23 protein-coding genes and 3 tRNA genes are annotated in these 23,408 nt (G+C 66.6%); 11 read left to right on the plus strand and 15 right to left on the minus strand.

Features of this window, described 5'->3' with window-relative positions; translation table 11 throughout:
* Positions 1 to 98: 98 nt before the first annotated feature.
* Together AC6I6S_RS10360 and AC6I6S_RS10365 are read right to left on the minus strand one after the other, a co-directional pair.
* Positions 99 to 1,241, minus strand: a complete 1,143-nt coding sequence (locus tag AC6I6S_RS10360; RefSeq protein WP_497949948.1) for a polysaccharide deacetylase family protein — start codon at positions 1,239 to 1,241, stop codon at positions 99 to 101.
* 208 nt (positions 1,242 to 1,449) lie between these two features.
* Positions 1,450 to 2,703: a sulfatase gene (locus tag AC6I6S_RS10365; protein ID WP_497949949.1), complete on the minus strand. Its 1,254-nt coding sequence runs from the start codon at positions 2,701 to 2,703 to the stop codon at positions 1,450 to 1,452.
* Positions 2,704 to 2,822: 119 nt separating this feature from the next.
* Between AC6I6S_RS10365 and AC6I6S_RS10370 the strand changes: the two genes are divergently transcribed.
* Entirely contained in the window at positions 2,823 to 3,074 is a 252-nt protein-coding gene (locus AC6I6S_RS10370) for a hypothetical protein (RefSeq protein ID WP_497949951.1), read from the plus strand.
* 273 nt (positions 3,075 to 3,347) lie between these two features.
* On the opposite strand, the gene AC6I6S_RS10375 is transcribed toward AC6I6S_RS10370, so the two are convergent.
* Positions 3,348 to 3,418 (minus strand) — tRNA-Gly (locus AC6I6S_RS10375).
* A gap of 191 nt (positions 3,419 to 3,609) precedes the next feature.
* Between AC6I6S_RS10375 and AC6I6S_RS10380 the strand changes: the two genes are divergently transcribed.
* On the plus strand, positions 3,610 to 4,404 hold the full coding sequence (locus AC6I6S_RS10380) for an NAD+ synthase (protein WP_497949952.1): 795 nt from the start codon (positions 3,610 to 3,612) through the stop codon (positions 4,402 to 4,404).
* Between the two features lie 7 nt (positions 4,405 to 4,411).
* Here AC6I6S_RS10380 and AC6I6S_RS10385 read toward each other — a convergent pair whose 3' ends face one another.
* Positions 4,412 to 4,600, minus strand: coding sequence for a hypothetical protein (locus AC6I6S_RS10385; RefSeq protein WP_497949953.1), 189 nt, complete (start codon positions 4,598 to 4,600; stop codon positions 4,412 to 4,414).
* A gap of 68 nt (positions 4,601 to 4,668) precedes the next feature.
* Positions 4,669 to 5,367 (minus strand): enoyl-CoA hydratase/isomerase family protein, encoded by a 699-nt coding sequence (locus AC6I6S_RS10390; RefSeq protein ID WP_497949954.1) that lies wholly within the window; start codon positions 5,365 to 5,367, stop codon positions 4,669 to 4,671.
* Between the two features lie 60 nt (positions 5,368 to 5,427).
* Here AC6I6S_RS10390 and AC6I6S_RS10395 point away from each other — a divergent pair, with 60 nt between their 5' ends.
* From AC6I6S_RS10395 to AC6I6S_RS10410, 4 genes are all read left to right on the plus strand, one after another.
* The gene (locus AC6I6S_RS10395; protein ID WP_497949956.1) at positions 5,428 to 6,135 is read left to right on the plus strand and encodes a DUF7114 family protein; all 708 of its coding nucleotides are present in this window, start codon (positions 5,428 to 5,430) and stop codon (positions 6,133 to 6,135) included.
* A gap of 78 nt (positions 6,136 to 6,213) precedes the next feature.
* Positions 6,214 to 6,285 (plus strand) — tRNA-Thr (locus AC6I6S_RS10400).
* A gap of 174 nt (positions 6,286 to 6,459) precedes the next feature.
* Positions 6,460 to 7,233, plus strand: a complete 774-nt coding sequence (locus AC6I6S_RS10405) for a hypothetical protein (protein WP_497949957.1) — start codon at positions 6,460 to 6,462, stop codon at positions 7,231 to 7,233.
* Between the two features lie 188 nt (positions 7,234 to 7,421).
* Positions 7,422 to 7,796: a hypothetical protein gene (locus tag AC6I6S_RS10410; RefSeq protein ID WP_497949959.1), complete on the plus strand. Its 375-nt coding sequence runs from the start codon at positions 7,422 to 7,424 to the stop codon at positions 7,794 to 7,796.
* Positions 7,797 to 7,806: 10 nt separating this feature from the next.
* Here AC6I6S_RS10410 and AC6I6S_RS10415 read toward each other — a convergent pair whose 3' ends face one another.
* Positions 7,807 to 8,823: a PGF-CTERM sorting domain-containing protein gene (locus tag AC6I6S_RS10415; protein ID WP_497949960.1), complete on the minus strand. Its 1,017-nt coding sequence runs from the start codon at positions 8,821 to 8,823 to the stop codon at positions 7,807 to 7,809.
* A gap of 268 nt (positions 8,824 to 9,091) precedes the next feature.
* Between AC6I6S_RS10415 and AC6I6S_RS10420 the strand changes: the two genes are divergently transcribed.
* Complete coding sequence (locus AC6I6S_RS10420) at positions 9,092 to 9,553, plus strand: MOSC domain-containing protein (RefSeq protein ID WP_497949961.1); 462 nt, start codon at positions 9,092 to 9,094, stop codon at positions 9,551 to 9,553.
* An 80-nt stretch (positions 9,554 to 9,633) separates the two neighbouring features.
* Entirely contained in the window at positions 9,634 to 10,428 is a 795-nt protein-coding gene (locus tag AC6I6S_RS10425; protein ID WP_497949963.1) for a YqcI/YcgG family protein, read from the plus strand.
* Positions 10,429 to 10,473: 45 nt separating this feature from the next.
* Here the strand turns inward: AC6I6S_RS10425 and fer are convergent, their stop codons facing one another.
* Entirely contained in the window at positions 10,474 to 11,115 is a 642-nt protein-coding gene (fer, locus tag AC6I6S_RS10430) for a ferredoxin Fer (protein WP_497949964.1), read from the minus strand.
* A gap of 522 nt (positions 11,116 to 11,637) precedes the next feature.
* Between fer and AC6I6S_RS10435 the strand changes: the two genes are divergently transcribed.
* Positions 11,638 to 12,441: a ZIP family metal transporter gene (locus AC6I6S_RS10435; RefSeq protein ID WP_497949966.1), complete on the plus strand. Its 804-nt coding sequence runs from the start codon at positions 11,638 to 11,640 to the stop codon at positions 12,439 to 12,441.
* Between the two features lie 736 nt (positions 12,442 to 13,177).
* On the opposite strand, the gene AC6I6S_RS10440 is transcribed toward AC6I6S_RS10435, so the two are convergent.
* The 5 genes from AC6I6S_RS10440 to gnd all read right to left on the minus strand — a co-directional run bounded on the left by AC6I6S_RS10440 (position 13,178) and on the right by gnd (position 18,129).
* Positions 13,178 to 13,250: transfer RNA gene (locus AC6I6S_RS10440), tRNA-Arg, on the minus strand.
* Positions 13,251 to 13,320: 70 nt separating this feature from the next.
* Positions 13,321 to 14,892 (minus strand): MATE family efflux transporter, encoded by a 1,572-nt coding sequence (locus AC6I6S_RS10445; RefSeq protein ID WP_497949967.1) that lies wholly within the window; start codon positions 14,890 to 14,892, stop codon positions 13,321 to 13,323.
* 60 nt (positions 14,893 to 14,952) lie between these two features.
* On the minus strand, positions 14,953 to 15,534 hold the full coding sequence (locus AC6I6S_RS10450; RefSeq protein WP_497949968.1) for a 2Fe-2S iron-sulfur cluster-binding protein: 582 nt from the start codon (positions 15,532 to 15,534) through the stop codon (positions 14,953 to 14,955).
* Between the two features lie 93 nt (positions 15,535 to 15,627).
* Positions 15,628 to 17,142 carry an NAD(P)H-dependent oxidoreductase gene (locus AC6I6S_RS10455; RefSeq protein WP_497949970.1) on the minus strand — a complete coding sequence of 505 codons (1,515 nt, stop codon included), beginning with the start codon at positions 17,140 to 17,142 and terminating at the stop codon, positions 15,628 to 15,630.
* Positions 17,143 to 17,229: 87 nt separating this feature from the next.
* Positions 17,230 to 18,129: a phosphogluconate dehydrogenase (NAD(+)-dependent, decarboxylating) gene (gene gnd, locus AC6I6S_RS10460; RefSeq protein WP_497949971.1), complete on the minus strand. Its 900-nt coding sequence runs from the start codon at positions 18,127 to 18,129 to the stop codon at positions 17,230 to 17,232.
* 138 nt (positions 18,130 to 18,267) lie between these two features.
* Between gnd and AC6I6S_RS10465 the strand changes: the two genes are divergently transcribed.
* The gene (locus AC6I6S_RS10465; RefSeq protein WP_497949972.1) at positions 18,268 to 19,761 is read left to right on the plus strand and encodes an HTTM domain-containing protein; all 1,494 of its coding nucleotides are present in this window, start codon (positions 18,268 to 18,270) and stop codon (positions 19,759 to 19,761) included.
* 72 nt (positions 19,762 to 19,833) lie between these two features.
* Here AC6I6S_RS10465 and AC6I6S_RS10470 read toward each other — a convergent pair whose 3' ends face one another.
* Together AC6I6S_RS10470 and AC6I6S_RS10475 are read right to left on the minus strand one after the other, a co-directional pair.
* The gene (locus tag AC6I6S_RS10470) at positions 19,834 to 20,265 is read right to left on the minus strand and encodes a hypothetical protein (RefSeq protein ID WP_497949974.1); all 432 of its coding nucleotides are present in this window, start codon (positions 20,263 to 20,265) and stop codon (positions 19,834 to 19,836) included.
* 118 nt (positions 20,266 to 20,383) lie between these two features.
* Complete coding sequence (locus tag AC6I6S_RS10475; RefSeq protein ID WP_497949975.1) at positions 20,384 to 20,872, minus strand: copper resistance protein CopD; 489 nt, start codon at positions 20,870 to 20,872, stop codon at positions 20,384 to 20,386.
* Between the two features lie 188 nt (positions 20,873 to 21,060).
* On the opposite strand from AC6I6S_RS10475, the gene AC6I6S_RS10480 reads away from it, so the two are divergent.
* Positions 21,061 to 22,755 carry a hypothetical protein gene (locus AC6I6S_RS10480; protein WP_497949976.1) on the plus strand — a complete coding sequence of 565 codons (1,695 nt, stop codon included), beginning with the start codon at positions 21,061 to 21,063 and terminating at the stop codon, positions 22,753 to 22,755.
* Position 22,756: 1 nt separating this feature from the next.
* Here the strand turns inward: AC6I6S_RS10480 and AC6I6S_RS10485 are convergent, their stop codons facing one another.
* On the minus strand, positions 22,757 to 23,308 hold the full coding sequence (locus AC6I6S_RS10485; RefSeq protein WP_497951465.1) for a metal-dependent hydrolase: 552 nt from the start codon (positions 23,306 to 23,308) through the stop codon (positions 22,757 to 22,759).
* Positions 23,309 to 23,408: the final 100 nt, after the last annotated feature.

Here is a 23,408-nt window from a genome sequence, read left to right on the forward strand (position 1 = left end):
TATTTGAGAACAGTATTTATTTATCACTACAGTAATCGTTTGTTGGCGTCGACGTAACGCTCGTTTGGGAGCTGCTTAACTCGCCGCCGTGACGGCCACTACCACCGACGGAACAGCCCGGAGTAGAGCCGGGACGGCCAGGTGACGGTATCGGACCGGCCGCCGAACCAGCGCCAGCCGGTGAAAGGGTTCCGCGACGGCGTGAGGTCAGGGTTCGGATCGAGCTGCGGGTTCGGGACCGGCCCCGGCGTGGAACCACGCCCCATTCCGCCGAAGCGGGCGGCGGCCTCGCGGAGGGTGAGCACCTCGAGGCCGAGGTCGTCGACCCACTGGAGGGTCTCGTAGATGCGCTCTTCGGTCACCTCCTCTTTGAACGTGTGCGCGCCGATCACGCCCAGCCCGCCTCGTTGTGCGACTTCCTCGAGGTCCGCTCGAACCGCTTCCGGGGTCGTAAACTCGATGAAGTAATCCCGGTTGGTCTCGAGGGGGGCGTAGTCGTCCGGATCGTTGTACATCGAGCCGGGGTTGGCGTTGGCGTTGGCGTCGTAGTAGTCACCGAGGAACTCGAGGGTCCACTCGTCGCAGCTATCGTACGGACAGAGGATGCCGTCGACGTCGAAGCCGTAGGACTCGAGTTCGCGTTTCGATTCGAAGAGAAACTCCCGCATATGGTCTTCCGGATAGCGCTCGACGGTCTCCTCGGCCCGGAACGACTCGTCCAGGGATTCATCGAATTCGATGTAGTGTCCGTACTCGCCGTCGTTCCCGTAGTCGGTAACGGTCCGACGGACGGTGGTGTCCCCGTCGGTGACCTCGAGGTCCTTCCCGCGGAAGTAGCCGTGGCGGTTGTGCTCGACGTAGATCCGGTCGTCACCGGACGCGGCGTCTCTGGTGAGTTCGAACGTTCCCAGCGCTGTGTGTTCGGTGGTGTGTGAGAGGATCTCCCAGCCGGCCTCTTCGAGTTCGTGGAGGTGCTCGAGGTCCATCCAGTCCGTCCCCATGAAGTCCTCGCGACCGATCCACTCGGTGACGATGCCGGTGCTGGCGGGGGCGTCGAACGCCTGGTGGGCGGGAAACGCCTGGGTGTAATCTTCGATCGGGCCGTCGTCGTAGACGAAGACGACGACTCCGTCGCTTCGAGTCGTGCTCGCGCCCGCACTGCCCGCGATCGGTATCGTCGCTGCGGCGGTAGCGACCCCGGCGGTCGCGAGAAACCTGCGACGTGTCGAACGGCGTGTCATCTCAATCGAGATGATAGTCAACGCAGCGCGACTGTAGCCATTGACCTGTCCAAATCCTAGCTATAAGTTCACGACCGGATAAGAATATAGTATATTTATAAATAACGTACAGAAACGTCGCTCCTTGCCCGTCGCCCTCTCCATTGATTCACCCGCGTGGCACACCTGACGGCGAGTTCGGCCGGCGGCCACCGGTCCCGTCTACGGCTCAGGCACGCTGGGCGAGGTCGGTGTCGTCGACCGCACGGACGATCCGTTCTCGCTCGCGTTTCGCTTCCTCCCAGTCGTCGACCAGCTGTCGGCCCGTCTCCAGGAGCTCCTCGTTGTCCAGGGTTTCGTTCTCGTCTCCCGGCAACGCGTGGAGGTTCTCGCTGCCATCCGCCTTTCTGGTGTACTTCCAGTTCTCTCCCCGAACCGACGTGATCGGGTCCCGGTTCCGGGTGACGACCCAGGGCTCCGTGAGGTCCCGGTAGTCGCCGCCCTCGCTCAGCGTTTCGACGAGCTCCGGTAGCCGACGCAGGGAGAACAGCTCCGAGACGGTGTCGTTCGGCCCGTTGCCGACGACCAACGGCACCTGGACGAGCTCCTCGTGTGGGTACCAGCCGTGGCCGTAGCGGTCGTGTTCGCCAAACAGTTCGCCGTGATCGGAGTGGAAGACGACCAGTGGGTCCTCGTCGTCGCCCTCGAGATCACCCATGAGTTGCTCGAGGAAGGCGTCCGTGTGCCGGACGGTATCCTCGTAGGCGGTGAGCAGCGCCGAGCGCATCCGGTCGTCGAGCAGTTCGGGTCGACCACCGTACAGCCACATGTTGGCGAGGTAGGTCATCAGCTTCGACTGCGAGCGGTAGCCGTCGCCGGCGATGTACGGCAGGTGAGGGTCCACCAGGAACACCCACAGGAAGTACGGCTCGTCGGCGTCTTCGATCCACGCCGTGACGTCGTCGTAGAACGTCTCCCAGGACATGAACATGTCCTGGCCCTGCCACCAGTTTAGCGCCTGTACGGCCGTGTTCCGGATTGTATCGTCCGGCCGCCCCTCCTCGATGAGCCCCTTCGACAGGTCCTCGTCCATGAAGTCCTCGAAATGATCGAAGCCGGATTTGAACCCAAAGTGCCGGGAGGTCCAGGGATTCGTCGTGAAGCCGGCTGTTTCGTAGCCGGCGTCTTTCATTCGTTCGGGCAACGTTCGCCGAGAACGGAGGTGCGCCTGAATGTGCTCTCGCATCTGGGACTTCGTGTTCTCCGTCGTCTCTGCTCGCTCGACGGCGTGCTCGCCCGTCATGAACGTCGTCGCCGACTCGTGGGTCGCCGGCCCGGTCGCGATCGCGTTCTCGAAGGCGAGGCCCTCCTCGGCCATCTTCTCGAGCGTCGGCATAACCCCCTGCTTTCCGCCAGCATAGCCGCAGTAATCGAGTCGCAGACTGTCGACAGTAAGCAGTATGACGCTTTCTTGCTCGCTCATCGTTATCCGATCGCTCCATCGTGGCGTACCGTCAATGTTGGTGTTCGATGAATCCGGTTCCCGATTTTACCCACCAGATAATAACGTGCTCTCCACCGAAACGCGGCAAGCGATCACGCATGTCTTCACAGCAGGATGTCACGCCGGCACACGACCAGGAGAACGCCGTCACGATCCCGCCGGAACTTCTCTCGCGCGTTGAGTCCCGACTCTCGCGAACCGACTTCGATACCGCCGACGAATACATCGCGTTCGTGCTCGAGGAGGTGCTGGCCGCCGTCGAGGCCGAAACCGAAGACGACACCTACGAGGCCGAGGCGCAGGAAGAAGTCGAGAAGCGCCTCGAGTCGCTCGGCTATCTCGACAGCTGAGGTCGTCTCTGCCGTCCGGACGCTGTTCTCGTCCGTCTGTCGAGACAGCGACCATCGAGTCCACACCGTTTTCGTCGCGACAATCGCCAGACCCGTCTCCGAGCGGAAGTCGTAGCCGCGGCGCTCGAGCCGTTCGCCAGACCGACCGGGACGAACCCGATGGCGAGACGGTCCGGGCTGCGCCCTCACTCCGCTCGAGCGTTCCGGGCGTGCGACTCGCGTGCTTCGACTGCCCGCTGGCGCAGTCGCTCGTCACGTTCGTTCCTCGCGATATGCGCCGACCGGGAGTCGAACCCGGGCTATGAGCTTGGGAAGCTCATGTCCTGCCACTGGACCACCGGCGCTCACTGCGTTCGCACCGAGGATCCCAACTCCAGCGGAGTTGCTCACCACCGGCGCACTTCGCACCCACTCTTCTGGCTGCCGAAACTTGAACGTAGCGCTCCGACTCGGCTACTCCCTGGAAACCGGACGAACGTCCACGTTTTCGCCGCTGGGGGAGCCTATTTGACCGCACCCGTTCTAGTGGCCGCCAATGCTCGACCTGCGTTTTTCGGCGGCGGAACTCGACTTGCAGCGCGAACACATCACCGACTTCATTCGCGACCGGACGGATGCCGCGGGGGCCGACGGTGCCGTTCTCGGCCTTTCCGGCGGAATCGACAGCACCCTCGTCGCCCATCTCGCCGTCGAGGCGCTCGGCCCCGAGAACGTCCACGGGCTCGTTCTCCCCGCTCGCGTCAGCGGCGAGGCGAACATGGGAGACGCCGAACGCGTCGCACGCAGCCTCGAGATGCCGTTCGACGTGATCGAGATCGAACCCGTGATCGACTCGCTGCTCGAGGCCTACCCCGAAGCCGAGGGCGACCACCTCGCGGTCGGGAACGCCCGTGCGCGGGTGCGTGGCGTGCTCAATTATCTCGTTGCTAACCACGAGAACCGACTCGTGTTAGGAACGGGCAACCGCAGCGAGGCCGCCGTCGGCTACTTCACGAAGTACGGCGACGGCGCCGTCGACTGCCACCCGATCGGGAACCTGTACAAACAACAGGTTCGCCAGCTCGCCCGACACGTCGGCGTTCCCGACGACCTCGTCGAGAAGACGCCGACGGCGGAGCTCTGGGACGACCAGACCGACGAAACGGAGATGGGAATGGACTACGATACGTTGGATTCGATTCTCGTGACCCACATCGACGGCCCGCTCTCGGTCGCGGCCACCTGCCGGCTGCTCGAGGTCGACGAGGAAACCGTCGCGGCCGTCCGCGGAATGTACGAGTCGAGCGCTCACAAACGCGAATCGCCGCCGGCGCCGGAACCGCTCTCGTGATCCGGCTTTAGCTCTCCTCGAGTCGTCGCTCCAGGGTATTGATGCGGGACTCGAGCGCTTCGATGTCCTCGCGGCCGTTTTGCAGCCGCTCGGTGACGAGGTAGAGCAGTCCGCCAATCGCGCCGAGAACTACCGGGACCGTCATCAGAAGTACGAGTAGCGTTTCCATCCCACCGGGGAATCCTGGGAGAGGCATACCGTTACCTATAATGTCGATCTATATATCTTTTCTGGTGATATATCTCGCGTCTACATCTCGGGCTGCTACTCGTGCAGTGCAGCGACGTCGTCGGCGTGGGCCACGACCAGTTCGGCGAACGCCTCGGCCTCGAGTCGTTCCTGGCTCTCCCGGTCTCGATCGTCGCGCAGCCGGCGTTTCAACACCGCGAGAGCGTCGGGTGCGTTTTTGGCGATCTCCTCGGCGACCTGCCGCGGATCGTCGACTATTCGCGAGACCAGTCCCATCCGCAACGCCTCCTCGGCGTCGACGACCCGTCCGGAGAGGGCGAACTCGAGGGCGTCCCCCTCCCCGAGCACCCGCGGAAGCCGGACGGTGCCGCCCCAGGCACCGAACAGGCCGAACGTCACGCCCGGCTCGCCGAACGTCGACCGCGGCGTCGCCACGCGGACGTCACACGCCAGCGCGAGTTCGAGACCGCCGCCACGAGCCGCGCCGTCGATGCCGGCGACGACGGTCCCCGGATACGTCTCGAGCGCCCGTGCGACCCGCTGTCCCCGCCGCGCGAACGCCGCCGCGCCATCGGCGTCCAGGCTGGCGACCTCGTCCAGATCCGCGCCCGCACAGAAGGCGGTCCCGGTTCCCTCGAGCAGGAGGACGGGTTCGGTCGCCACGTCGATAGCCGCCTCGAGTTCCTCGAGCCCCGCGGTCGTAAGCGCGTTTCTGGTCTCCGGCCGGTTGATCGTCACCGTCCGGATTTCGCCTCGCGTCTCCCGTTCGATCATGTCTCGAGTGCTTTCGGCGTTTCCAAAGGTCTTTGGCTACCCCGCCGTAAGCCTCCATTGATGGACAGGGCCGACTGCTGTCGGCGTGCCGCCCGCGACGCCGTCGCGGACGTCGACCCGCCGCACCTACACGACGTCATTGCAGCCACCCTCGACGGCGCCTCGATGGCTCCCGGCGTTCTCGTCCTCGAGAGTGCGGCGGCCGTCGGTGCTGACACCGAGACTGACACCGCTCTCGACCCCGACGATCGGCCGGATAGCAATCTCGAGGGGATCGCCCACCACGCAGCGGGCGTCCAGCTCATCTACGAGGGGCTGCGTCTGACGCGGACGCTCTCGCACGACGAGCCCTGGGACGGCGACGAGACGGCGGCTGACGCCGACCTCGAAATCCTCGCCGCCGACATCCTGGTCGCCCGCGGATTCTATCTGCTGGCTCGAACCGACGCCGCCGGCAAGGCCGTCCGAACCGTCCAGGCGTTCGGCCGGGACCAGACCCTCCGCGAACAACCGGACGCGGATTCGATCGCGCTCGATTCGAACCTGGAGCGGGACGTCCTCGAACTCGCCGTCCTCACCGGCACTGCCGCGGTGGACTCGACGCCGACGCCCGACCTCATCGCTACGGCGAACGAGATTGCCGACGCCGTCGGCACCGGTTTTCCGCCCGCGGGGGAGTGCGTGCCCGCACTCGAGCCGATCGACAGGAGCACGCCGCCCGGTAAGGGCGCCCCGACCGATACGGCGACCTCGGCGACGGACCCGTAGGGCGCCACGACACACCGGCTCACGCGCTGGCGGGAATCGAAACCCATAAAGACAACTCGCGGCAATCACAGCATGCGTGCCTGGGTAGCTTAGCGGTAAAGCGCGTCCTTGGTAAGGACGAGAGCCCGGGTTCAAATCCCGGCCTAGGCTTTCTGCGTTTTCTCGAGTCGACAGCGGAATCACCGCCACGCTTCGCTCGCTGCCCGATTTTTCGCGCCTGCTGGTCTACCCCGTTCGAGTCGCCGCTGTGTAGCGACCGGCCGACACCCATCAAAAAAGGAATGTATATATCGCTTACCGGTCTGCCTATGGTAGTGAACACCAGTGTCAGTCTCTAAAAAAGTGCGACTCTTCCGGGAGCGGCCGGGGCTCGCCGGCTACTACGTCGTGGCCGGCGCCATCGTCGCGGTGTTCGGCGCACTGTGGCTGTACGAAGGCTACTACCTGTTTACGGGCTGGTTCCCGTCGCTGTTCGACGAGATCACGCCGATCAACGGCGTGGCCGCCGGCGCGTTCATGACTCTCATGCTCGCCTGTGCGCTCGCGTCGCTCGTTCGACCGACCGCCGCGGTCGGCCCGTCGACGGTGCTCGTTCTCGGTGGGGGGCTGCTCGGGGCGACGATGCCGCTGGCCTACGTGCTCGAGGCCCCGCTCGTCGGTTTCGGGATTTTTCTGATCGCGGCAGTGCTCCTCGGAACGTTCGTGCGGCTGCACCCGGCCGGTGAGGACGTCCTCCCTCCCGGACTGCTGGTGGTCAGCTATCCGGCGGCCGGATTGACCGCCCTGCTCGCGGTCCCGTTTCTCTGGCTCGCCGCCGACTACCAGTGGCTGCAGATCACGCTCTCCGACGAGGTCGCCCAGCGCTGGTTCTACGGCGGCCTCGCGATGTACCTGCTCGTGATCGTCTCGCTGAGCGCGCTGGCGAGCGTCGACCGGTCGATCCGGCCGTTCGCCGGCGGGGCGGCGATCTTCCTGGCCGGCGTGTTCGGGCTGGTGTCCGTCGTCTATCCGTCGGAGCTACACAGCCTCGGGACGCTCGGCGGCGGGCTGGTGCTCGCATGGTGTGTCGCCTTCGGGGTCGCCGTCTACCGAGGTTGAACTCGAGGTCCTCCAGTGTCGTTGAAAGTCAGTGCAGACCGGCCACGATCATCGGCGGCCAGCTTCGTCACCGGAGTCGAGGCCGGCCGCTTAGCTGTGGCCGGACGTAACCCGTTTTACCGCCTACTACACCGCGGTTTCGAATAGCAAGCACAGTGGCTACCCGGACACAGAACGTGTCTGTGACCATGGGAGACAACGAGTACGAACTCGAGGAGGACATCGGCGAGGCGACGATCGTCTACGAGAGTCCAGACGGCGAAACCACGGAACGAACGGTGCCGAACGAACAGATCGCCTATTTCCAGGACCACTGGATCATCAAGACCGGAACCGACGATCAGGGCCGCGACATCGTCCGGCGGATTCCCGCCCAGCGCGTGTACCACGTCGAACGGACGGTCGACGAGTTCGCGGAGGAGGTCAAAACGCTGCTGGACCGGGTCGAGTCCGTCGCGAACCGCATCCAGACCAAGATTCCGGTTGGCGGCGGGAGTACCGAGAGCCGCGAGGAGCCCCACCACATCGATATCTCGACCGACGAATCGAGCGACTCCGAATAGACTCGAGGCCTCACTGACGCGCCCGCAGAACCGCGATACCGCCGAGTGCGAGAATCGCGACCAGGACGCCGAATCCGGGCGAGCGGTCGCTTTCAGAAGCCGACGAAGTGTCGCCGTCGTCCTGCATCTGTTCGCCGTCCTGACCGTCGTCAGCTGCGCCGTCGTCCCCCTCCGTTCCATGGTCGGCGGCCGTATCGTCCGTCTCATCGGTGGTGTCGTCAGTACCGTTCGTGTCGGGGTAGGCATCGTCGGGCGGATCGAGCTGGAGGACGACCACGGCCTGGCCGTGCGAGCCGTCGGGGTGATAGGTCCAGCCGCCGGCCTCCTCGTAGGGGACCGCGTCCTCGATCGGATCGACGTCCGTATCCCACGCCTCGTGAGTCTGCTGGACGTAGCCGACGACCTCGATCCAGTCGGCGTACTCGCCGTCGATTTCGACCTCGCCGTACTCGACGGTGCCGTCCTCGGGTATCCCGTGGATCTCGATGCAGTGGGAGTCGAGGTAGCCGTCACCCTGCGGAAGGTCGTCGGTCGTCCCGAACTGATCGGAGTCGAGCGGCCGATCGTAGTGCTCTGTCAACGGGAACTCGACGACCATCGGGTCCGCGTCGGGGTGCCACTCGAGACTCTCGCCGGTCGGTACCGTCGCCGTCGTTCCGGGGACGCTCTCGCCGACGACGTGCTCACCCTCCTCGTTCAACAGGGTGACGCAGATCTTCCCGGAACCGTCCCCGAGGTACGGGCTCCGGTAGCGGTCGCGCGGATTGATGTAGCTGACCCAGTTTCCGTCGGGGTCCGCTGCCTCGAAGTAGGTGTCACCCTCCTCTGGGACCGGCTCCACGTACTCGTCCTCGATCGTTACGTTTCGGTCGCCGGGATCGCTCGTGGTCGCGTGGGCGGACGGCCCGTCGGGAACGCTCGCCGCTGTAGTCCCCGTGAGGGCTCCCGTTGCAGCGATACTGGCGAGGACGAGTACGAGCGCGCCGGCGACCGCGAGATACGTCTCTGGTTCGTGTCTCCTGAACATAGTTGTCTCTCGATGGCCGTCCGAGAACTGCCCCAGGCCCGTCGGGTCGCTGGAATCCGTCTCGCGCCGGCGGAATCCACCGTCGTGTGACGGCCACGTATACGATCCGATGATTGTAACGTATGTAGATATGTGCCGACTACCGGGCGGTAACTGTGACCTACGGGTCGGCGAACCCGACGTTCACGGGTGCCGGTAGTACCGCATCCACAGTAACAGTCAGCGCTTCGGCGAAACCGCTATCGCCCCTCCGGCGTGAGTGCCCCGTATGGCAATCGGTCGTATCACGGCGATTCACCTCGCGTCGGAACAGGGTGCCCCGGTCGACGCCGTCGACAGCGCCAGGGCGGTCGCCGGCCGCGGTCTCGAGGGCGACCGCTACTTCCTCGAGGAGGGGACGTTTACCGACCGGGACGGGAGCGACGTGACCCTGATCGAAGCCGAAACCCTCGAGCGCGTCAGCCAGGACTACGACCTCGCCCTCGGCGGCGGTAGCCACCGCCGGAACGTGACGACGGCGGGGGTCGCGCTCAACCACCTGGTTGACCGCAAGTTCCGCCTCGGGGAGGCCCGCTGTCTCGGGACCGAACTCTGCGAACCCTGTTCGTACCTCGAGTCCCACCTCGAGAAACGCGGAGTCCGCGAGGCGCTTGTCCACCGCGGCGGACTGCGAGCGCGCATCCTCGAGAGCGGGACGGTCGCGGTCGGCGACTCGGTAGAGGGCTGCTGAGCGCGTTCGAGATAGCAGCGACGGCGTTGATCCGCCCGTAAGGCGAAACACATAGTTCGATCCGGCCCCGACCCCGGATCATGAACGAACCCGGCGTCGAGGTGTTGATGGACCAGGAGACCATCGCCCGCCGCGTCGACTCCGGACGGATGCCGGCGTGGGTCGTCGACCACTACGAGACGTTCACGGCGGGGCTTCTCGGCGGCCGAGACGGCAGCCCGTTTCCCTGTTACTTCGGCGCTGAGTCAGTTCGAAACGGCGACCCGCTCTACACCTGCTGTTCGTCGATGACCGAGAAGGACGCCCTGTTTTCGCTCGGGGAAACGCTCCTCGAGTACCTCGACACCTACCGGGACCACCGCGAGCAGGCCTCGCTGGTCACCTTCTTCAAACCGCCCGAACAGCCGCTCTCGGAAGCCGAGTACCACGAGGCGCTCTGGCACGTCCTCCAGGTCCTCCACGCCCACGACCCCGAACCCTGGCCCGCGGAGATCCCGACCGATCCCGACGACGAACGCTGGGAGTTCTGCTTCGGCGGCGAACCCATGTTTCCGACGTGTCGGGCGCCGTTCTACGACACCCGCAAGAGCCGATACTGCCCGGTCGGTCTCGAGATCACCTTCCAGCCCCGGACGCTGTTCGAGGGGATCACCGCGGATACCGAGGCCGGACAACACGCACGCGAAACCATCCAGAATCGGCTCGAGGCGTACGACGGCGTCTGTCCCCACGCCGATCTGGGCGACTGGGGCGTCGAGGGCGACCGCGAGTGGCCCCAGTACATGCTCTCTTCGGATCCCGAACAGGCACCGGATCGCTGCCCGATGCGGGTTTCCCGGAGCCACCCGAAGGGACCGGTCGTGATCGGCGACTGATCGCCTGCGCCCGAATCGGGCGTGAGACGGTCACCGGAGGGCGGGTCAGTCGTCGAGTTGCGCCTGCTCGAACGGTCGTGGAGGGAGTCGCAACTCGTCGAGCGACGGCAGGTGCTTGATGTTGTACACGACCTTCAGATCGTCCACGATCGGTGCGCCGACGCAGGAGAGCCTTATCCCCCGGTCGGTCATCTCCGGCGGGAGAACGTGGTTGACCGGCGTCGTCAACTCGCCCTCGACGACCGCGACCGCGCAGTTCGCACACGCGCCGCCGCGACAGGCGAACGGCCAGGAGAATCCACACCGCTCGGCAGCCTCGAGCAGGGTCTCCCCCGGCTCGACGGCCAGTCGACCGTAGTCCACCGGGTCGAACTCCTCCTCGGCAGCCTTCTCGAATAGGTCGTCGTCCTCGAGCCGCCAGCCGTAGTCGTCGAACGCCTCGTAGTTCAGGTACTCGACGCGCGCGATCGACTCCGGTTCGGGCTCGTCGGCCACGCGGCTCTCGGCGCGGAGCGCAGCCGTCTCTCCCGACGCGAGCTGTTCGTAGGCCGCCTGAACCAGCTGGAACTCCGCCGCCGAGCCACCGTGGTCCGGGTGGGCCTCCTTCACTCGCCGCCTGTACGCGCGTTCGATCTCCGCCTCGTCCGCATCAGAGTCGATATGTAGAACGTCGAACGGGGACTCCACAGCTACTGCTAGCGAAGTCAGCCTAATAACGTTCTCCCCGTCTCACAGCGGTTGCAGCTTTCCGAGCGTAGCGGTTCACCGCTCGCCGGCCTGGCGGAACTTGACCTACGGTCGCTCCAACTCCCGATCCACACCGCAGTCGTAGATGGGTGGCGGCATGAGCAATTAGACACCTCTGACCGGAGTCACGAACACGCCAGTGACTCGGCGCCGGCCTCGAGACGCTTCCTGTTCGGGGGTGGCGGGCCTGTCGGGGTGCGTGACGATCATCAGTGAAACGACAATGTCGTTCAGATACGTGGTCGGCGCAACTGTGGCGGGTGTCCTCGAATAAGTGGCTTAGCTGACGCGTGCGCCGACGATGAGCGGGTCGTCTTGGGAATGCCGGACAGGAGCCGCCCGGGTTCGCCCCGCTTTTGCAGATACTCGCTCGACGGCACCGCTCGAGCCAGGTAGCGCGCGGTAACGAACCCAGTCCAGTTTCTGCGGGATATTTGGCGGTCGAACCGCGAGTATCGATCGATGGTCGTCACGGACGAATTGGTTCTCGTGTTCACTGCGGGACTCGTCACTGGACTCGCAACCGGGCTCGGTGTGCTCCCGTTCTTTCTCGTTCGTGAGATTACGGATCGATGGCTGGTCGTGCTGTGGGGGCTGGCAGCCGGTGTCCTGCTCACTGCGTCGACGGGCGGCCTGCTCGCCGAGGGAGTGGCCAACGGAAAATGGACTCACGTACTCGGCGGCTGTCTTGCGGGTGCCATGTTCGTGTTCGTCGCCGATCACGTGATCGCGGAGTGGGAGTTCCCTGCCCACCAGCCGTCGACAGTCGATTCTCGGACGGTCGCGTTAGCGATCGGTGTCCTGACGCTGCACAGCGTTCCGGAGGGGATCGCCGTCGGGGTTGCGTTTGCCGACCTCGGCCACGAGACGGCGGTCGTCCTCGGCGACGTCCCGGTATCGACACTGGTCGTCTACATGACGCTCGCGATTTCGATAATCAACGTCCCCGAGGGGCTGGCAATTGCGATTCCGCTCATCGCCTACGGGATGGATCGGTGGAAAGTGGTCGGCTGGGCGGTCCTCTCTGGTCTTCCCCAACCTCTCGGCGCCGTGGCCGCTTACCAACTGGCCGCCAGCGTCGAGACGCTCTTGCCAGTGAGTTTCGGGTTCGCTGCCGGTGCCCTTCTCTACCTCGTGTTCGCAGAGTACATTCCCGCGGGAATGGCCGCCGGAGCCGACCTGCCACGCTGGGGACGCCCCTACTTCGTCGGCGGTATCACCATCGGGCTCGTCGGTATGTTCACACTCCTCCTCGTGATCGAGTGAGAACGCAGACGAACAGCCCGGACGTATCGGGTTAACACACCCCGCCGAACGTGCTGCGTCGGAGCGCCAGCTGCGTTCCCTCCGTTCGGCGTCACCACTCCGGGCGGTTGCGAAGTAGTCGCGGAGCCGGTCCTGAGGGCCGCCGGCGTCGCCATCGGTGTCTCGAGGCATAGACGGGATATGGGCCTACGCGGACCGATTCCGATTTCCGTGAGGTTGGATCGGGAGAAGCGTTCCTTCCGAGCGTGGGGTGGACCCCGGTCGTCGCACACCTATCGGCTTTTGACCTCGTAGGGGCGATGCGATGATCAGGATACCCGAATGTACAGTGCAGTGGGGAGTCGCCCGAGGTGTCGAAACGGGTTCTCACCGCGCTCGTAGTTGTTGACTCTCGAGGGATTCGCCCGACGGGCTGGACTCCGTGTAAGAGAATCATGAATTCGGTCGCGCTCGACTGCCGCGGTGTGATACACGGGGCAGCGCCGGCTGTTGGATCCGGAGCGAGTCGCAGAATAGCGGGCGCGACGGAACCGTGAACTCCGCCAGAGAACCTGCGCTTCGCGCAGAACCTCGGTCTACGTCAAATCCCGCTTGCCGTTTTCACGGCTCACTGCCGTTCACCGGAAAACGGGCGCGACGGGATTGTGAACCACGGTCGTTCCGCTTCGCTCCACTCCCTGATTCAAATCCCACGCGGTTCGCTATTCGCTCCTCACGTCCGTTCGTCGCAGAATAGCGGGCGCGACGGGATTTGAACCCGCGACATCTTGGTCCGGAACCAAGAACTCTGTCCACTGAGCTACACGCCCTCGAGTCTTCCTTACGCGAACAGCGGTATAACGGTTGTGACCCGCATCCGGCCTCGAAAACAGCCGTTACTCAGTCCTCGGCGCTCCCGACACCCGCAGCGGGTTCGGGGTCGTCGATATACGCCTCCTTCCAGGTGCCGCGGGTGAACCACGCCACGCCGACGATCGCCCCGAGGACGTTGCCGAGCGCCATCCCGACCCAGACGCCGGTCGCTCCCCAGTCGGCGACGAACACGAGATAACCGACGCTCGCGACCCGGCCGACCCAGAGCGTGAGCATCGAGATCACCATCGCGGTCTTCGTGTTGCCGGCGCCGCGGAACGCGCCCAGGATCACCTGGGAGACGCCGATGAAGGCGAACTCCACCGAGCGGATGCGGACGTACTCGACGCCGTAGGCGATCGTCGCCGGGGCATCGGGAACGTCCCCGAGGAAGGCGCTCACGATCGGTTCGGTGAACACCGCGGCGATCACCGCGACCACCAGCATCACGCCGGCGCCCGTCGAGGCGGCGAGCCAGACCGCCCGCGCCGCCCGGTCGCTGCGGTCCGCGCCGAGGTTCTGGCCGACCATCGTGTCAATCGCCCGGCCTAACCCCATCGCGGGCAGGAAGACGAGCGAGATGAGCCGGTTGCCGAGTCCGTAGGCGGCGACGACCGGCGGCGAGAACGTGACGATCATTGCGGTCAGCGTGATCATCGCCATCGCGCTCGTGGTCTGTTCGACCGTGCTCGGGAGACCCAGGCGGACGATATCCTCGATGAACTCGAGGTCGGGCCGGAGGTGTTCGACGGTGACCGCCGGCCCGTGGGCGGTTCCGAACAGCACCCAGATCCCGAGCGCCGTCGCGGCGCCGCGGGCGACGATGGTCGCGAGCGCGGCCCCCTCGATCCCCCAGCCGGTAAAGCCCGTCGCGGCGAACAGCGAGGCCTCGAGTCCCCGGAGTCCGAGCCAGCCGAACAGCGGGTTCTCGGCGAAGCCGAAGATGAAGAAGGGATCGAGGAGGACGTTGATCACGACGGAGACGACCATCACGAGCATCGGCGTTCGGGTGTCGCCGTACCCGCGCATCAGCGCCGAGAAGACGAAGAAGCCGAACATCAACGGGATGCCGAGGAAGATGATCTCCATGTAGTCGGCCGCCAGCGGGATCACCGTGGCGGCGGTGTCGGCGTCGCTCGGCAGGAGTTCGAGGGCCGGTCGGGTGTAGAAGTAGCCCCCGATGCCGATAACGACCGAGAGCGCGGCGACGAACGAGAGGGTCTGACCGGCGACCAGCCCGGCCGACTGATCTCCCTTCGCGCCGGTGTACTGGGCGACGAGGATCGCTCCTGCGGTGGTGAAGCCGCCGGCGACGGCGATCAGCAGGAAGATCAGCGGGAAGGCGAGGCTGATCGCGCCCACGGCCTCTGCCGAGAGCCGGCCCAGATACAGCGTGTCGACGACGTTGTAGGTGACCTGCAGCAACTGGATGACGACGATCGGCCAGGCGAGGTGAAACAGCGGCCGGACGAGACTCCCCTCGGTGATCGAGTCTCGAGGGTTATCGTCTGCTTCGCCGCGACCGGGTGGGTCGTCGGGTGACGACTCGAGGTCGCCGCTGGCGGGCTCCTCACTCGAGTCGCGGGGCTCGTCGCTCACTGGGTCGTTCGAAGCGAGGGCGGAAAATCAACGTTGTGATACGATCCGCACGAACCCGGATTACGGCGTCTCGCTGGTTTCGATGGAGAACTCGCCGCGGGGGTAGGCGACGCAGGTGAGCACGTAGCCGTCGCCCATCTCGTTTTCGTCGAGCATCTGCTGGTCGTCGTGCTCGACGAGTTCGTTCGCGTCGCCGGAGATTTTGCCACCGCAGGAGACGCACTGGCCCTGTCGGCAGGCGTAGGGGAGGTCCCAGCCCTCGTCCTCGCCGGCGTCGAGCAGCGGTTCGTTGTTCGCGACCTCGATCGTCGCGCCCTCCTTGACGAACTCGATCTCGTAGTGTTCGATCTCGTCTTCGGGGATGTCGCCGGGACCCGCGGCGGCACCGCCGTCCCCGTCTTCGCCCTCCTCAAGTTCGCCGCCGGCTTCCCCGCCGCCGACCGCGACGGCGCCGCCGCCGCCGATGGCGCGGTTCATCGGTTCGGGGAAGTCGGTCTCGGGCACGGTGCTGGCGCGGTGCTCGAGGACCTCCTGTGTGATGTCCTCGCGGGGGGTCCAGGGCGTCCCCTTGAGATAGTGGAGGGCCACGGCCCCCAGGGTCATCACGAGTCCGAGAATGAGCCCCATCTGGCTGTAGTCCATATGCGAGGGATTTGGGTGTGGTGGTTTAACTGTATTGCCTTTCGGTCGTCGTGCGGGTCGCGGCTGTGGGAGTCGATCGCGCCGTCGGGGCGGTCACAGCAGGCCGACCAGCGGGATGACGCCGAACCAGACGATGTAGCTCAGCGACGCCACCATTAGCACGTCGATTCGCCCCGGCGCCTCGAGGTCGAGTCGCGTCCGCAACAGCCAGACGATCACCAGCGCGTGCGGGATTCCGAGGTAGATCGCCGGCCCGTAGGCGTCGACGATTCCCAGGAGCTGCCAGAGGCTCCCGACGGCGGCGGCGAGCAGAGCGGTCCCGGCGGCGACCGCGGCCGCGCCGCCGACCCCGAACCGGACCGCGAGCGTCTTCTTGCCGGCGGCGCGGTCGGCGGCGTAGTCGGGGACGCCCGCCAGCGTGATCGAGGGGAGAATCGAGAGCAAGAACGGGAGACCGAGCAGCCACGGCTCCGCCTCGAGCAAGCCGCCGCCGAGGAAGAGGTAGCCACAGAGCAACACGCCGATGCTGTGGGTGATCGCAACGTCGAACTCCCCGAGGGTTCGGTAGGCCAGCTTCAGCGGCGGAAGCGTGTAGCCGAGTGCGAGCACCGACAGGACCACTATCGCACCTGCCATCGCCGGCAGCGAACCGGCCCCTATCGCGAGAACACCAGCCCCGAACGCACCCGCGAGCCCCAGCGCGATGCCGATTCCCCGCCTGAGGTCCCCGAACGAGAGGTCACCCTCGACCAGCACTCGAGAGCCGCCCGTAAACGGCCCCGCGAACGTGTTCTGCCGGTCGGTCTCGTAGTCGGCGTACTCGTTGCTCAACACGGTGGCAGCCTCGAGACAGAACAGGAACGCGAACCCCAGCCAGTAGACGGCCGAGGTGAACACTCCCGAGCCGGCGGCGGCGAGCGCCCCGACGGTGTAGGCGATCCACGCCATCGGGTAGAACTGCAGGCGGAGGGCACCGATCCAGGTCGTCGCTCGATCCACCACCCGCTGTCGGTCGGACCACGGGCCGCTCTCGAGGCGCCGGCCCAGCTCTTCGGCCCGCTCGAGCCACCCCTCGCGCTCCTCGGGCGTCGAGTCCTCGACGGGCCCGAACTCGGTGACGCGCGTGGTTTCGATTCCCGCGTACCCCAGGGTGCCGCGCTTGATCGCGTTGGTTCCCGGCTGACGGTAGATCCACTGGTACACCCACGGCGGCATGTCCATCGTCACGACCAGCTCCGCCGTCTTCTCCGACAGCAGCTTCTCGTGGCCCGCGCCCTCGCCCTCCTCGTACATCGAGAAGGCGAAGCCCGGACGAAACAACCGGTCGAAAAACCCCTTCAACACGGCGGGCATCGTCGCCCACCAGTTCGGGTAGACGAAGACGAGGTGGTCGGCCCACTCGAGGTCCCGCTCGGCCGCCGCGAGATCCGGCTCGAGGGCCTGGTCGCTCGGACACTCGGCGTGGACGTCGCGGTCGAACTCGCACTCCCCGAGCGCGAGTTCCCGAACCTCGAGGCCGGCCTCGCGTGCGCCTTCGGCGTACGCTTCCGCCAGCCCACCACACAGGCTGTCGGTGCGGGGGTGGCCCAGGATGACCAGTACGTTCACGTCCGCCGAATCTTCGTTCTCACGCTTCGGTGTTCCGACTCGTCGTCGCCCGCTTCCGGACGCCGACGCCTCGAGGAGCCGGCGCGATCACTCCCGCCGCGGGACCTCGTGGCGACCGAAGCCGTAGCGCAGTCGGTTGGCGAGTCGCCGCGAGAACCGGCCGTCGTCCGCCCGCGAGCCGAACCGTTCGGAAAGCGCCGTGTAGATCAGCGGCACCGGCACCTCCTGCTCGAGCCCCTCCTGGACCGTCCAGGTGCCCGTCGAGCCCCCTTCGATCCGATCCGCGACATCCCCGAGGTCGCTCCCCTCCTCGCGGAACGCCTCCTCGCAGAGTTCGAGCAGCCACGACCGGATCACCGCGCCGTTGTTCCAGACGCCCGCAACGGCCTCGAGATCTAGGTCGTACCGGCCCTCGTGGAGCAGTTCGAACCCTTCCCCGTAGGCCTGCATCAGCGCGTACTCGACGCCGTTGTGGACCATCTTGACGTAGTGGCCCGACCCCGACTCGCCCATGTTGGCGTGGCCGTCGGGGCCGGTGGCGACCGCGTCGAACGCGGGAGTCAACTCGTCGTAGGCGTCCTCGGGACCGCCGACCATCAGCGAGAAGCCCAGTTCCGCACCCGCAGGCCCGCCGGAGGTCCCGCAGTCGAGGTAGGCCGCGGGGCAGGACTCGGCGCGGCGAACGGTGTCTTGGAAGTAGGAGTTGCCGCCGTCGACGACCACGTCATCGCCGTCGAGGTGGGCCTCGAGTTCCTCGAGCGTCGCGTCGACCGGCGCGCCCGCGGGGACCATCAGCCAGATGCGTTTCTCCTCGCCCAGTCGGTCCGCCAGATCGGCGATCGATTCCGCCGGCTCGGCCCCCGCGTCGGCAGCCGTGGCGACCGCCTCGGCCTCGAGGTCGAAGGCGACGACCTCGTGGCCCGCCTCGAGCACCCGCCGCGTCACGATCTGTCCCATCCGTCCGAGTCCGATGACGCCCAGTCTCATGCGCGGAGATGCGGCGGGGGGTGAGGTAGTGGTTGTGGTTCGACGCGTCCGATCGGTCGTCGTGATTCTCGCCATCGGCGGCCTCGAGGGAGAAGATATTTATCAGATTGATTATAATCGAATCAGCCATAGCAGCGGATGTCGGGTTCCACAGGAGCGTCGCTCGAGCGCACGGATCGCCAAGCGACCGCCACGCGACTCCGATCTCTCCTCCGTTCGCGGCTCGGGATCGATCCGCGGGCGCTCGCCGCGTTTCGCATCGCCCTGGGACTGCTGGTCCTGGCGGATCTGGCGGTCTACCGCGTGCCGGGGCTCCGCACGTTCTACACCGATGCGGGGGTTTTCCCGCGCTCGGTCCACGCTGAACTGTTTCCCTCGCTCGCGTCGCTTTCGATCCACGCCCTCTCCGGGTCGGCGTGGGCTCAGGCGTTCCTGTTCGCCCTCGCCGCGGTCGTCGCCTGCTGTCTGCTCGTGGGGTATCGAACCCGGCTCGCGACGGCCGTCTCGTTCGTCCTGCTCGCCTCGCTGCACGCCCGGAACCCCTACGTGCTCAACGGCGGCGATACGATCCTGCTGTCGTTTCTGTTTCTCGGACTCTTTCTTCCACTCGGCGCCCGGTGGTCGCTCGATGCCACTCGGCGCGGACGTCCCCGCAGCGAGACCGTTCTGGCCGTCAGCGGGGCGGCGACGCTGCTGTACTTCGTCGTCATCTACGCGACGAACGCGATCTTCAAGTTCCAGAGCGAGGCGTGGATGGACGGCACCGCAGTCCGGCAGATCTTCCACCTCAAGGCTCACATCGTCCTCCTCGGCCCGTTCCTCGCAGACCTCCCGCCGCTGCTCGTCGCGATAAACTGGCTCTGGATCGCCCTCCTCGCCGCGTCGCCGCTCCTCCTCGTGCTCACGGGTCGACTCCGGATCGCCCTCGCCGCCGCGTTCGTCGCCGCCCACCTCGGGATGGCGGTGACGATGCGGCTCGGGCTGTTTCCGTTCGTCATGACGGCCGGCCTGCTGTTGTTCCTCCCGCCGCGAGTCTGGAACCGAGTCGAAACCGCCGCCCTCGAGCGCGCGCCAGCGTCGCTCGCTGGCCGACTCCCCGATCCGACCGCGCTCCCGGGACCAGCCGCGTCTGTCTCTCTCCCACCGGGGGTTCGGCGACTGGGTCGACGGCTGGGGTCGGTCGTTGTCGCCTGCTTTCTCGTCGCGGTACTGCTCTGGCAGGCGGCCGTGATCGGGGTCGTCGACTCGCCGGATTCGCTCGAGGTCGCCCCCGACGAGTACAGCTGGGCGATGTTCGCCCCGAACCCGCCGGACGCGAACCGCTGGTACGTCGCCGAGGCGACCGGCCCCGCGGACTCGACCGACGTGCTCCGTGGCGGGGCGGTCGACCGTGGGCCGCCGCCGGACGCCGCGGACGCCTACCCGACGGTGCTCTGGCATCGCTATCTCACGGAGATGCGGTACGCGGACGAGACGCGCTACGAACCGTTAGCGGCGTCTCTCTGTGAGAGCGCCCCTGAGGGAACTGCGCAACTGACCGTCTACTACCTCGAACAGCCGGTCGGGCCCGACGGTCCGCTGGGGGAGCCGGTCGCCCACGAACGGATCGAGCACCGGTGTGCGGAGTCGTAGTCGCCGACCCACAGCGAGGGCTACTCACCGATAGCACCACGTTACATCTGCAGCGGCCGACACGCGCTCGAGTTACTGGAGTGGCTCCTGGACCCGCGCCCAGCCGATCGCGTCGACGACGACGACGCGGTCGTCGTAGCGAACGTAGACGCCGTTGTAGGTGCCGTCGTCGTCGTCGTGGTAGGGGAGCGACCGTCGAACCACGTCGACGACGTCCCACGCACCGTCGCGCTCGAGGGTCACGTGTTCCCACTCCTCGCGCGCGTCGTTGCGAATCGCCCGGTCGATCGCCCGTCGCGCGCCCGGAATCGTCCGGAGGCGGTCGCTCGAGGCGTCAACGACGGTCGCGTTCTGGGGTATCTCTTCGACGATTCGGGCGCCGATGTCGGCGCTCGAGCGCGCACTCACGTCGCGTGCACGCCCGGACTGGAGGGCGTATCCGGCTGCAGCCGCGGTTCCCACCACGAGCAGCGAGACGGCCACGTCCTTGCCCCTGATCACCATGCCTTCACGTTACAGTAATCGGCTAAGTATCTTTCCCGACAATATTCAATTCTGAGAACTTCGGTGCGGTACAATGTGCGCCTGCGAATATGTTGGTGCATTCCAGACAATCGGTCGCTCAGAGCAGTCCCGCGGCGTTCGTAGTGATCAGCCCGGCGACGACGAGTAGCCCGATCGCGACGACCGCCGCCGCCCGGAACATCGGCAACGCGTCGTGTGCAGGTTCGCGGAGTTTCTTCCCGTTGAGTCCGGACTCGAACCGGCTCGCGCCGATCTCGACCAGCGCGGCCAGTGCGAGCCAGAGAACGACCATGAACACGACGAGCTGGCCGTTCGGCGACGTGAACAGATCCGGACCGGTGCCGCCGCCGATGCTGTAGCCCGTGCCGGCCAGGTGACCACCGGTCAGCAACAGGACGACGGCGCTCACCCGAGATATCGTGGTCAGTTTGCTCGAGAGCGTCTCGAGGGGTTTCGTCGTGTTGAACGCGCCGTCCCGGGCGAGCGGCAGCACGACCAGAGCGACGTAGACCACGCTACCGGCCCAGAGGGCCGCAAACACCAGATGTGTGGTGCGTGCGACGACGTGGGTCAGGTGCTCGAGCATACGAGCCACGTCGAAGACGGCCGGTATCAGCCTTGCGACTCGCTCCAGCGGCGAACCGGGCACGCTCGTGACAGGACCGATACAGGGTTTTGTCTCGAGGGAGAACGACCGGCTATGGTCCTCCGATCGCCCGCCGTCGCCGCCGTGTGGCCCCGCGCCGTCCGTTCGACCCGAGCGGTGAGCACTCGATGAGCAGGGACCGATTCACCGCCCGACTTCCCGGGTCGACTGCGGTGAGCCGTCGCGTCGCACGCGGGGAGCTTCACCGCACCGTTCGCTCGATCGTCGAAACGCCGCGCGAGGCGATCGCGACACTCCTGTTGGTGACGATGGCGACGGTGTTCACCGCCGGCGGAAGTGTCGGCGCGTACGTCCTGGGTCGGCGCATTCGGGCGGACCCGACGATCGTCGAGCCCTCGATGCTCTCGGTCGGCCGCGGAATCGTCGGGCTCCTCTGGGTGGTACTCACCGTCGTCGTCTCCGTTCGAACGTTCGCCAAAATCGCCGACCTCGAACCCGCCCCACTGCTGCTTTCGACGGTCCCGATCCGTGATCTCGTCTCCGGAAAGCTGCTCGCCGAAGCGCTCACCCTCTGTTGCTGGCTCGCCGTCCCTCTCCTCTGCGTCGGTGGCGCGTTCGCGGTCGGGGCGGCGTCGCCGGGCGTGCTCGTCGCACTCGCGCTCGTCGGACCGCTCGTGGTGAGTCTCGCCGTTCCCGCGGGCTTCGTTCTCGGCGTGGCGATCAGACACCTCGCGACTCGCTACGAGCCGATCGTCCGGATCAAAACGCCGCTCGCGATCGGGTTGGCGGTCGCCTACGTCGGCGTTTTCGTCACCGGACGGGTCGACTCGGTGTTCGCCGCCCTCTACGGTCCGCTCCAGTACTGGCCAGTAAGCTGGCTCGCCGATCTCCTGGTCCTCGCCGCTCCCGGCTTCGCGCCGACGCCGGCCGTCGCCGCCACGGGTCTCGGATTCTCCCTCGCGTTCCTCGCGGCCACGCTCGCAGTCGCACCCCGAGTCGCAGCCTACCACTGGCTCTCGGACCGACCGCGGTCGACGACCGACGACGCCGTTGGAACGAGCGCCTCGAGACTCGAGCGACTGCTCGCACCCGTTACCGGCCGTCGGACCCGCAGCGTCGCGATCACGGTCTGGCGACGAACCGTCCGCTCGCCCGTTCGACTGGTATTTCTGCTCTACCCGGCATTTTTTGCGATCGAACCCGCCCGCCAGACGCTCGCGTCGCTCCAGGCGACCGGCACCGTGCCGGCGTGGGTGCCGCCGCTGGTGCTCGCCTACGTCGTCTGGGCGGCCGGGATGGCGTTCACGCTGAACCCACTCGGCGAGCAGGGGGCGACGCTGCCGACGACGCTGTCGGTGCCGGCGGCCGCTCGAGCGGTCGTCCGAGGGCGACTTCTCGTGGCTGTCGTCGCCGTTCTGCCGCCCGCACTGGTCCTCGTGGGCCTCGCAGCCGGGTTCAGCCCGCTTTCGACGGCCGACGTCGCCGGGGTGCTCCTCGCGACCGTCGTCGGGGTCGTCGCCGCCCCCGCGCTGGCGACGGGGGTCGGCGTCGCCTTTCCCCGCTTCGGACACGTTTCCGTGACCCGCAACCGGTCGGTGGTCGTCCCGAGCAAGACCGCTGCTGCGCTCTACTCCCTCGCCGTTCTCGTCCTCGCCGCCGCGCTGTCGGTGCTGAGCTACGAGCCGGCGCTGGCACCGCTCGCCGCCGCGCTCTCGTGGCTCACCGGCCTCGTCGGACTGCCGGCGGTCGACGCCAGCGCGGTCCGACTCGTCGGCTGGCTCGCGTTCCTGCCGCTCGCGCTCGCGCCGCTCCTCTCTTACCGGTACGCCGTCTCCCGGATCGGGGGCTACACGCTCGAGTAGCCTACTCGAGCCACGCGGGCGCCCACTCGGCGATCCGCCGCCGGAACAGCGCGTAGCCGACCGAGAGGGCGAGCCCACCGAGAATCACCGCGACGAGGGATCCTTCGAACACGATCAGGGCAGGGGCGGCGAGAACGACGGCGAGGACCGCGTCCTCGGGGGCGCCGTCGTAGCGGATCCAGCGTCTGGGGCGAATCCACCTGCCACGAAGGTGGTCGTAGACGGCCCGTTCGGTGGGGTTCCGCCAGGGGTCCATCTCGAGGCCCCCGCCGAGCGCGTCGCCCGCGGCGTGGAGCCACGCCGCGACCAGGAACGCCGCGAGGGCGACAGTCGCACTCGAGGCGACCGCCAGGGCGACGCCGATACCGAGAACGGCCGGAAGCATGCCGAGGACGGGAAAGTGTAGCGTCCGGCGGTGGCCGGCGACGAGGTCGACGTCGGGGGCGATCCCGCCGAGGAGCGCGCCGACGGCGAGCGGCGTGGCGTACTCGGGTGCGACGTACGCGAGCGGGGCGACGACCGCGAGGCCGGCGAACGCGTGGGTCGTCGCCATCATGAATTGGCTTACGCAGGCGAGAAGGAAAACGGTACGCGAACCGGCCGATCTCGAGTGGAACACGACTCACCGTGTCAGTGCCGAGAAGCCGTCGGCG

It is taken from the genome of Natrononativus sp. DTA114 (genome assembly GCF_059736515.1).

What these genes read in the sequence shown, in the direction of transcription:
- AC6I6S_RS10360 (WP_497949948.1), bottom strand. Translation starts at nt 1,241, where the DNA reads ATGACACGCCGTTCGACACGTCGCAGGTTTCTCGCGACCGCCGGGGTC.
- AC6I6S_RS10365 (WP_497949949.1), bottom strand. Translation starts at nt 2,703, where the DNA reads ATGAGCGAGCAAGAAAGCGTCATACTGCTTACTGTCGACAGTCTGCGA.
- AC6I6S_RS10370 (WP_497949951.1), top strand. Translation starts at nt 2,823, where the DNA reads ATGTCTTCACAGCAGGATGTCACGCCGGCACACGACCAGGAGAACGCC.
- AC6I6S_RS10380 (WP_497949952.1), top strand. Translation starts at nt 3,610, where the DNA reads ATGCTCGACCTGCGTTTTTCGGCGGCGGAACTCGACTTGCAGCGCGAA.
- AC6I6S_RS10385 (WP_497949953.1), bottom strand. Translation starts at nt 4,600, where the DNA reads ATGCCTCTCCCAGGATTCCCCGGTGGGATGGAAACGCTACTCGTACTT.
- AC6I6S_RS10390 (WP_497949954.1), bottom strand. Translation starts at nt 5,367, where the DNA reads ATGATCGAACGGGAGACGCGAGGCGAAATCCGGACGGTGACGATCAAC.
- AC6I6S_RS10395 (WP_497949956.1), top strand. Translation starts at nt 5,428, where the DNA reads ATGGACAGGGCCGACTGCTGTCGGCGTGCCGCCCGCGACGCCGTCGCG.
- AC6I6S_RS10410 (WP_497949959.1), top strand. Translation starts at nt 7,422, where the DNA reads ATGGGAGACAACGAGTACGAACTCGAGGAGGACATCGGCGAGGCGACG.
- AC6I6S_RS10415 (WP_497949960.1), bottom strand. Translation starts at nt 8,823, where the DNA reads ATGTTCAGGAGACACGAACCAGAGACGTATCTCGCGGTCGCCGGCGCG.
- AC6I6S_RS10420 (WP_497949961.1), top strand. Translation starts at nt 9,092, where the DNA reads ATGGCAATCGGTCGTATCACGGCGATTCACCTCGCGTCGGAACAGGGT.
- AC6I6S_RS10425 (WP_497949963.1), top strand. Translation starts at nt 9,634, where the DNA reads ATGAACGAACCCGGCGTCGAGGTGTTGATGGACCAGGAGACCATCGCC.
- AC6I6S_RS10435 (WP_497949966.1), top strand. Translation starts at nt 11,638, where the DNA reads ATGGTCGTCACGGACGAATTGGTTCTCGTGTTCACTGCGGGACTCGTC.
- AC6I6S_RS10450 (WP_497949968.1), bottom strand. Translation starts at nt 15,534, where the DNA reads ATGGACTACAGCCAGATGGGGCTCATTCTCGGACTCGTGATGACCCTG.
- gnd (WP_497949971.1), bottom strand. Translation starts at nt 18,129, where the DNA reads ATGAGACTGGGCGTCATCGGACTCGGACGGATGGGACAGATCGTGACG.
- AC6I6S_RS10465 (WP_497949972.1), top strand. Translation starts at nt 18,268, where the DNA reads ATGTCGGGTTCCACAGGAGCGTCGCTCGAGCGCACGGATCGCCAAGCG.
- AC6I6S_RS10470 (WP_497949974.1), bottom strand. Translation starts at nt 20,265, where the DNA reads ATGGTGATCAGGGGCAAGGACGTGGCCGTCTCGCTGCTCGTGGTGGGA.
- AC6I6S_RS10475 (WP_497949975.1), bottom strand. Translation starts at nt 20,872, where the DNA reads ATGCTCGAGCACCTGACCCACGTCGTCGCACGCACCACACATCTGGTG.
- AC6I6S_RS10480 (WP_497949976.1), top strand. Translation starts at nt 21,061, where the DNA reads ATGAGCAGGGACCGATTCACCGCCCGACTTCCCGGGTCGACTGCGGTG.
- AC6I6S_RS10485 (WP_497951465.1), bottom strand. Translation starts at nt 23,308, where the DNA reads ATGGCGACGACCCACGCGTTCGCCGGCCTCGCGGTCGTCGCCCCGCTC.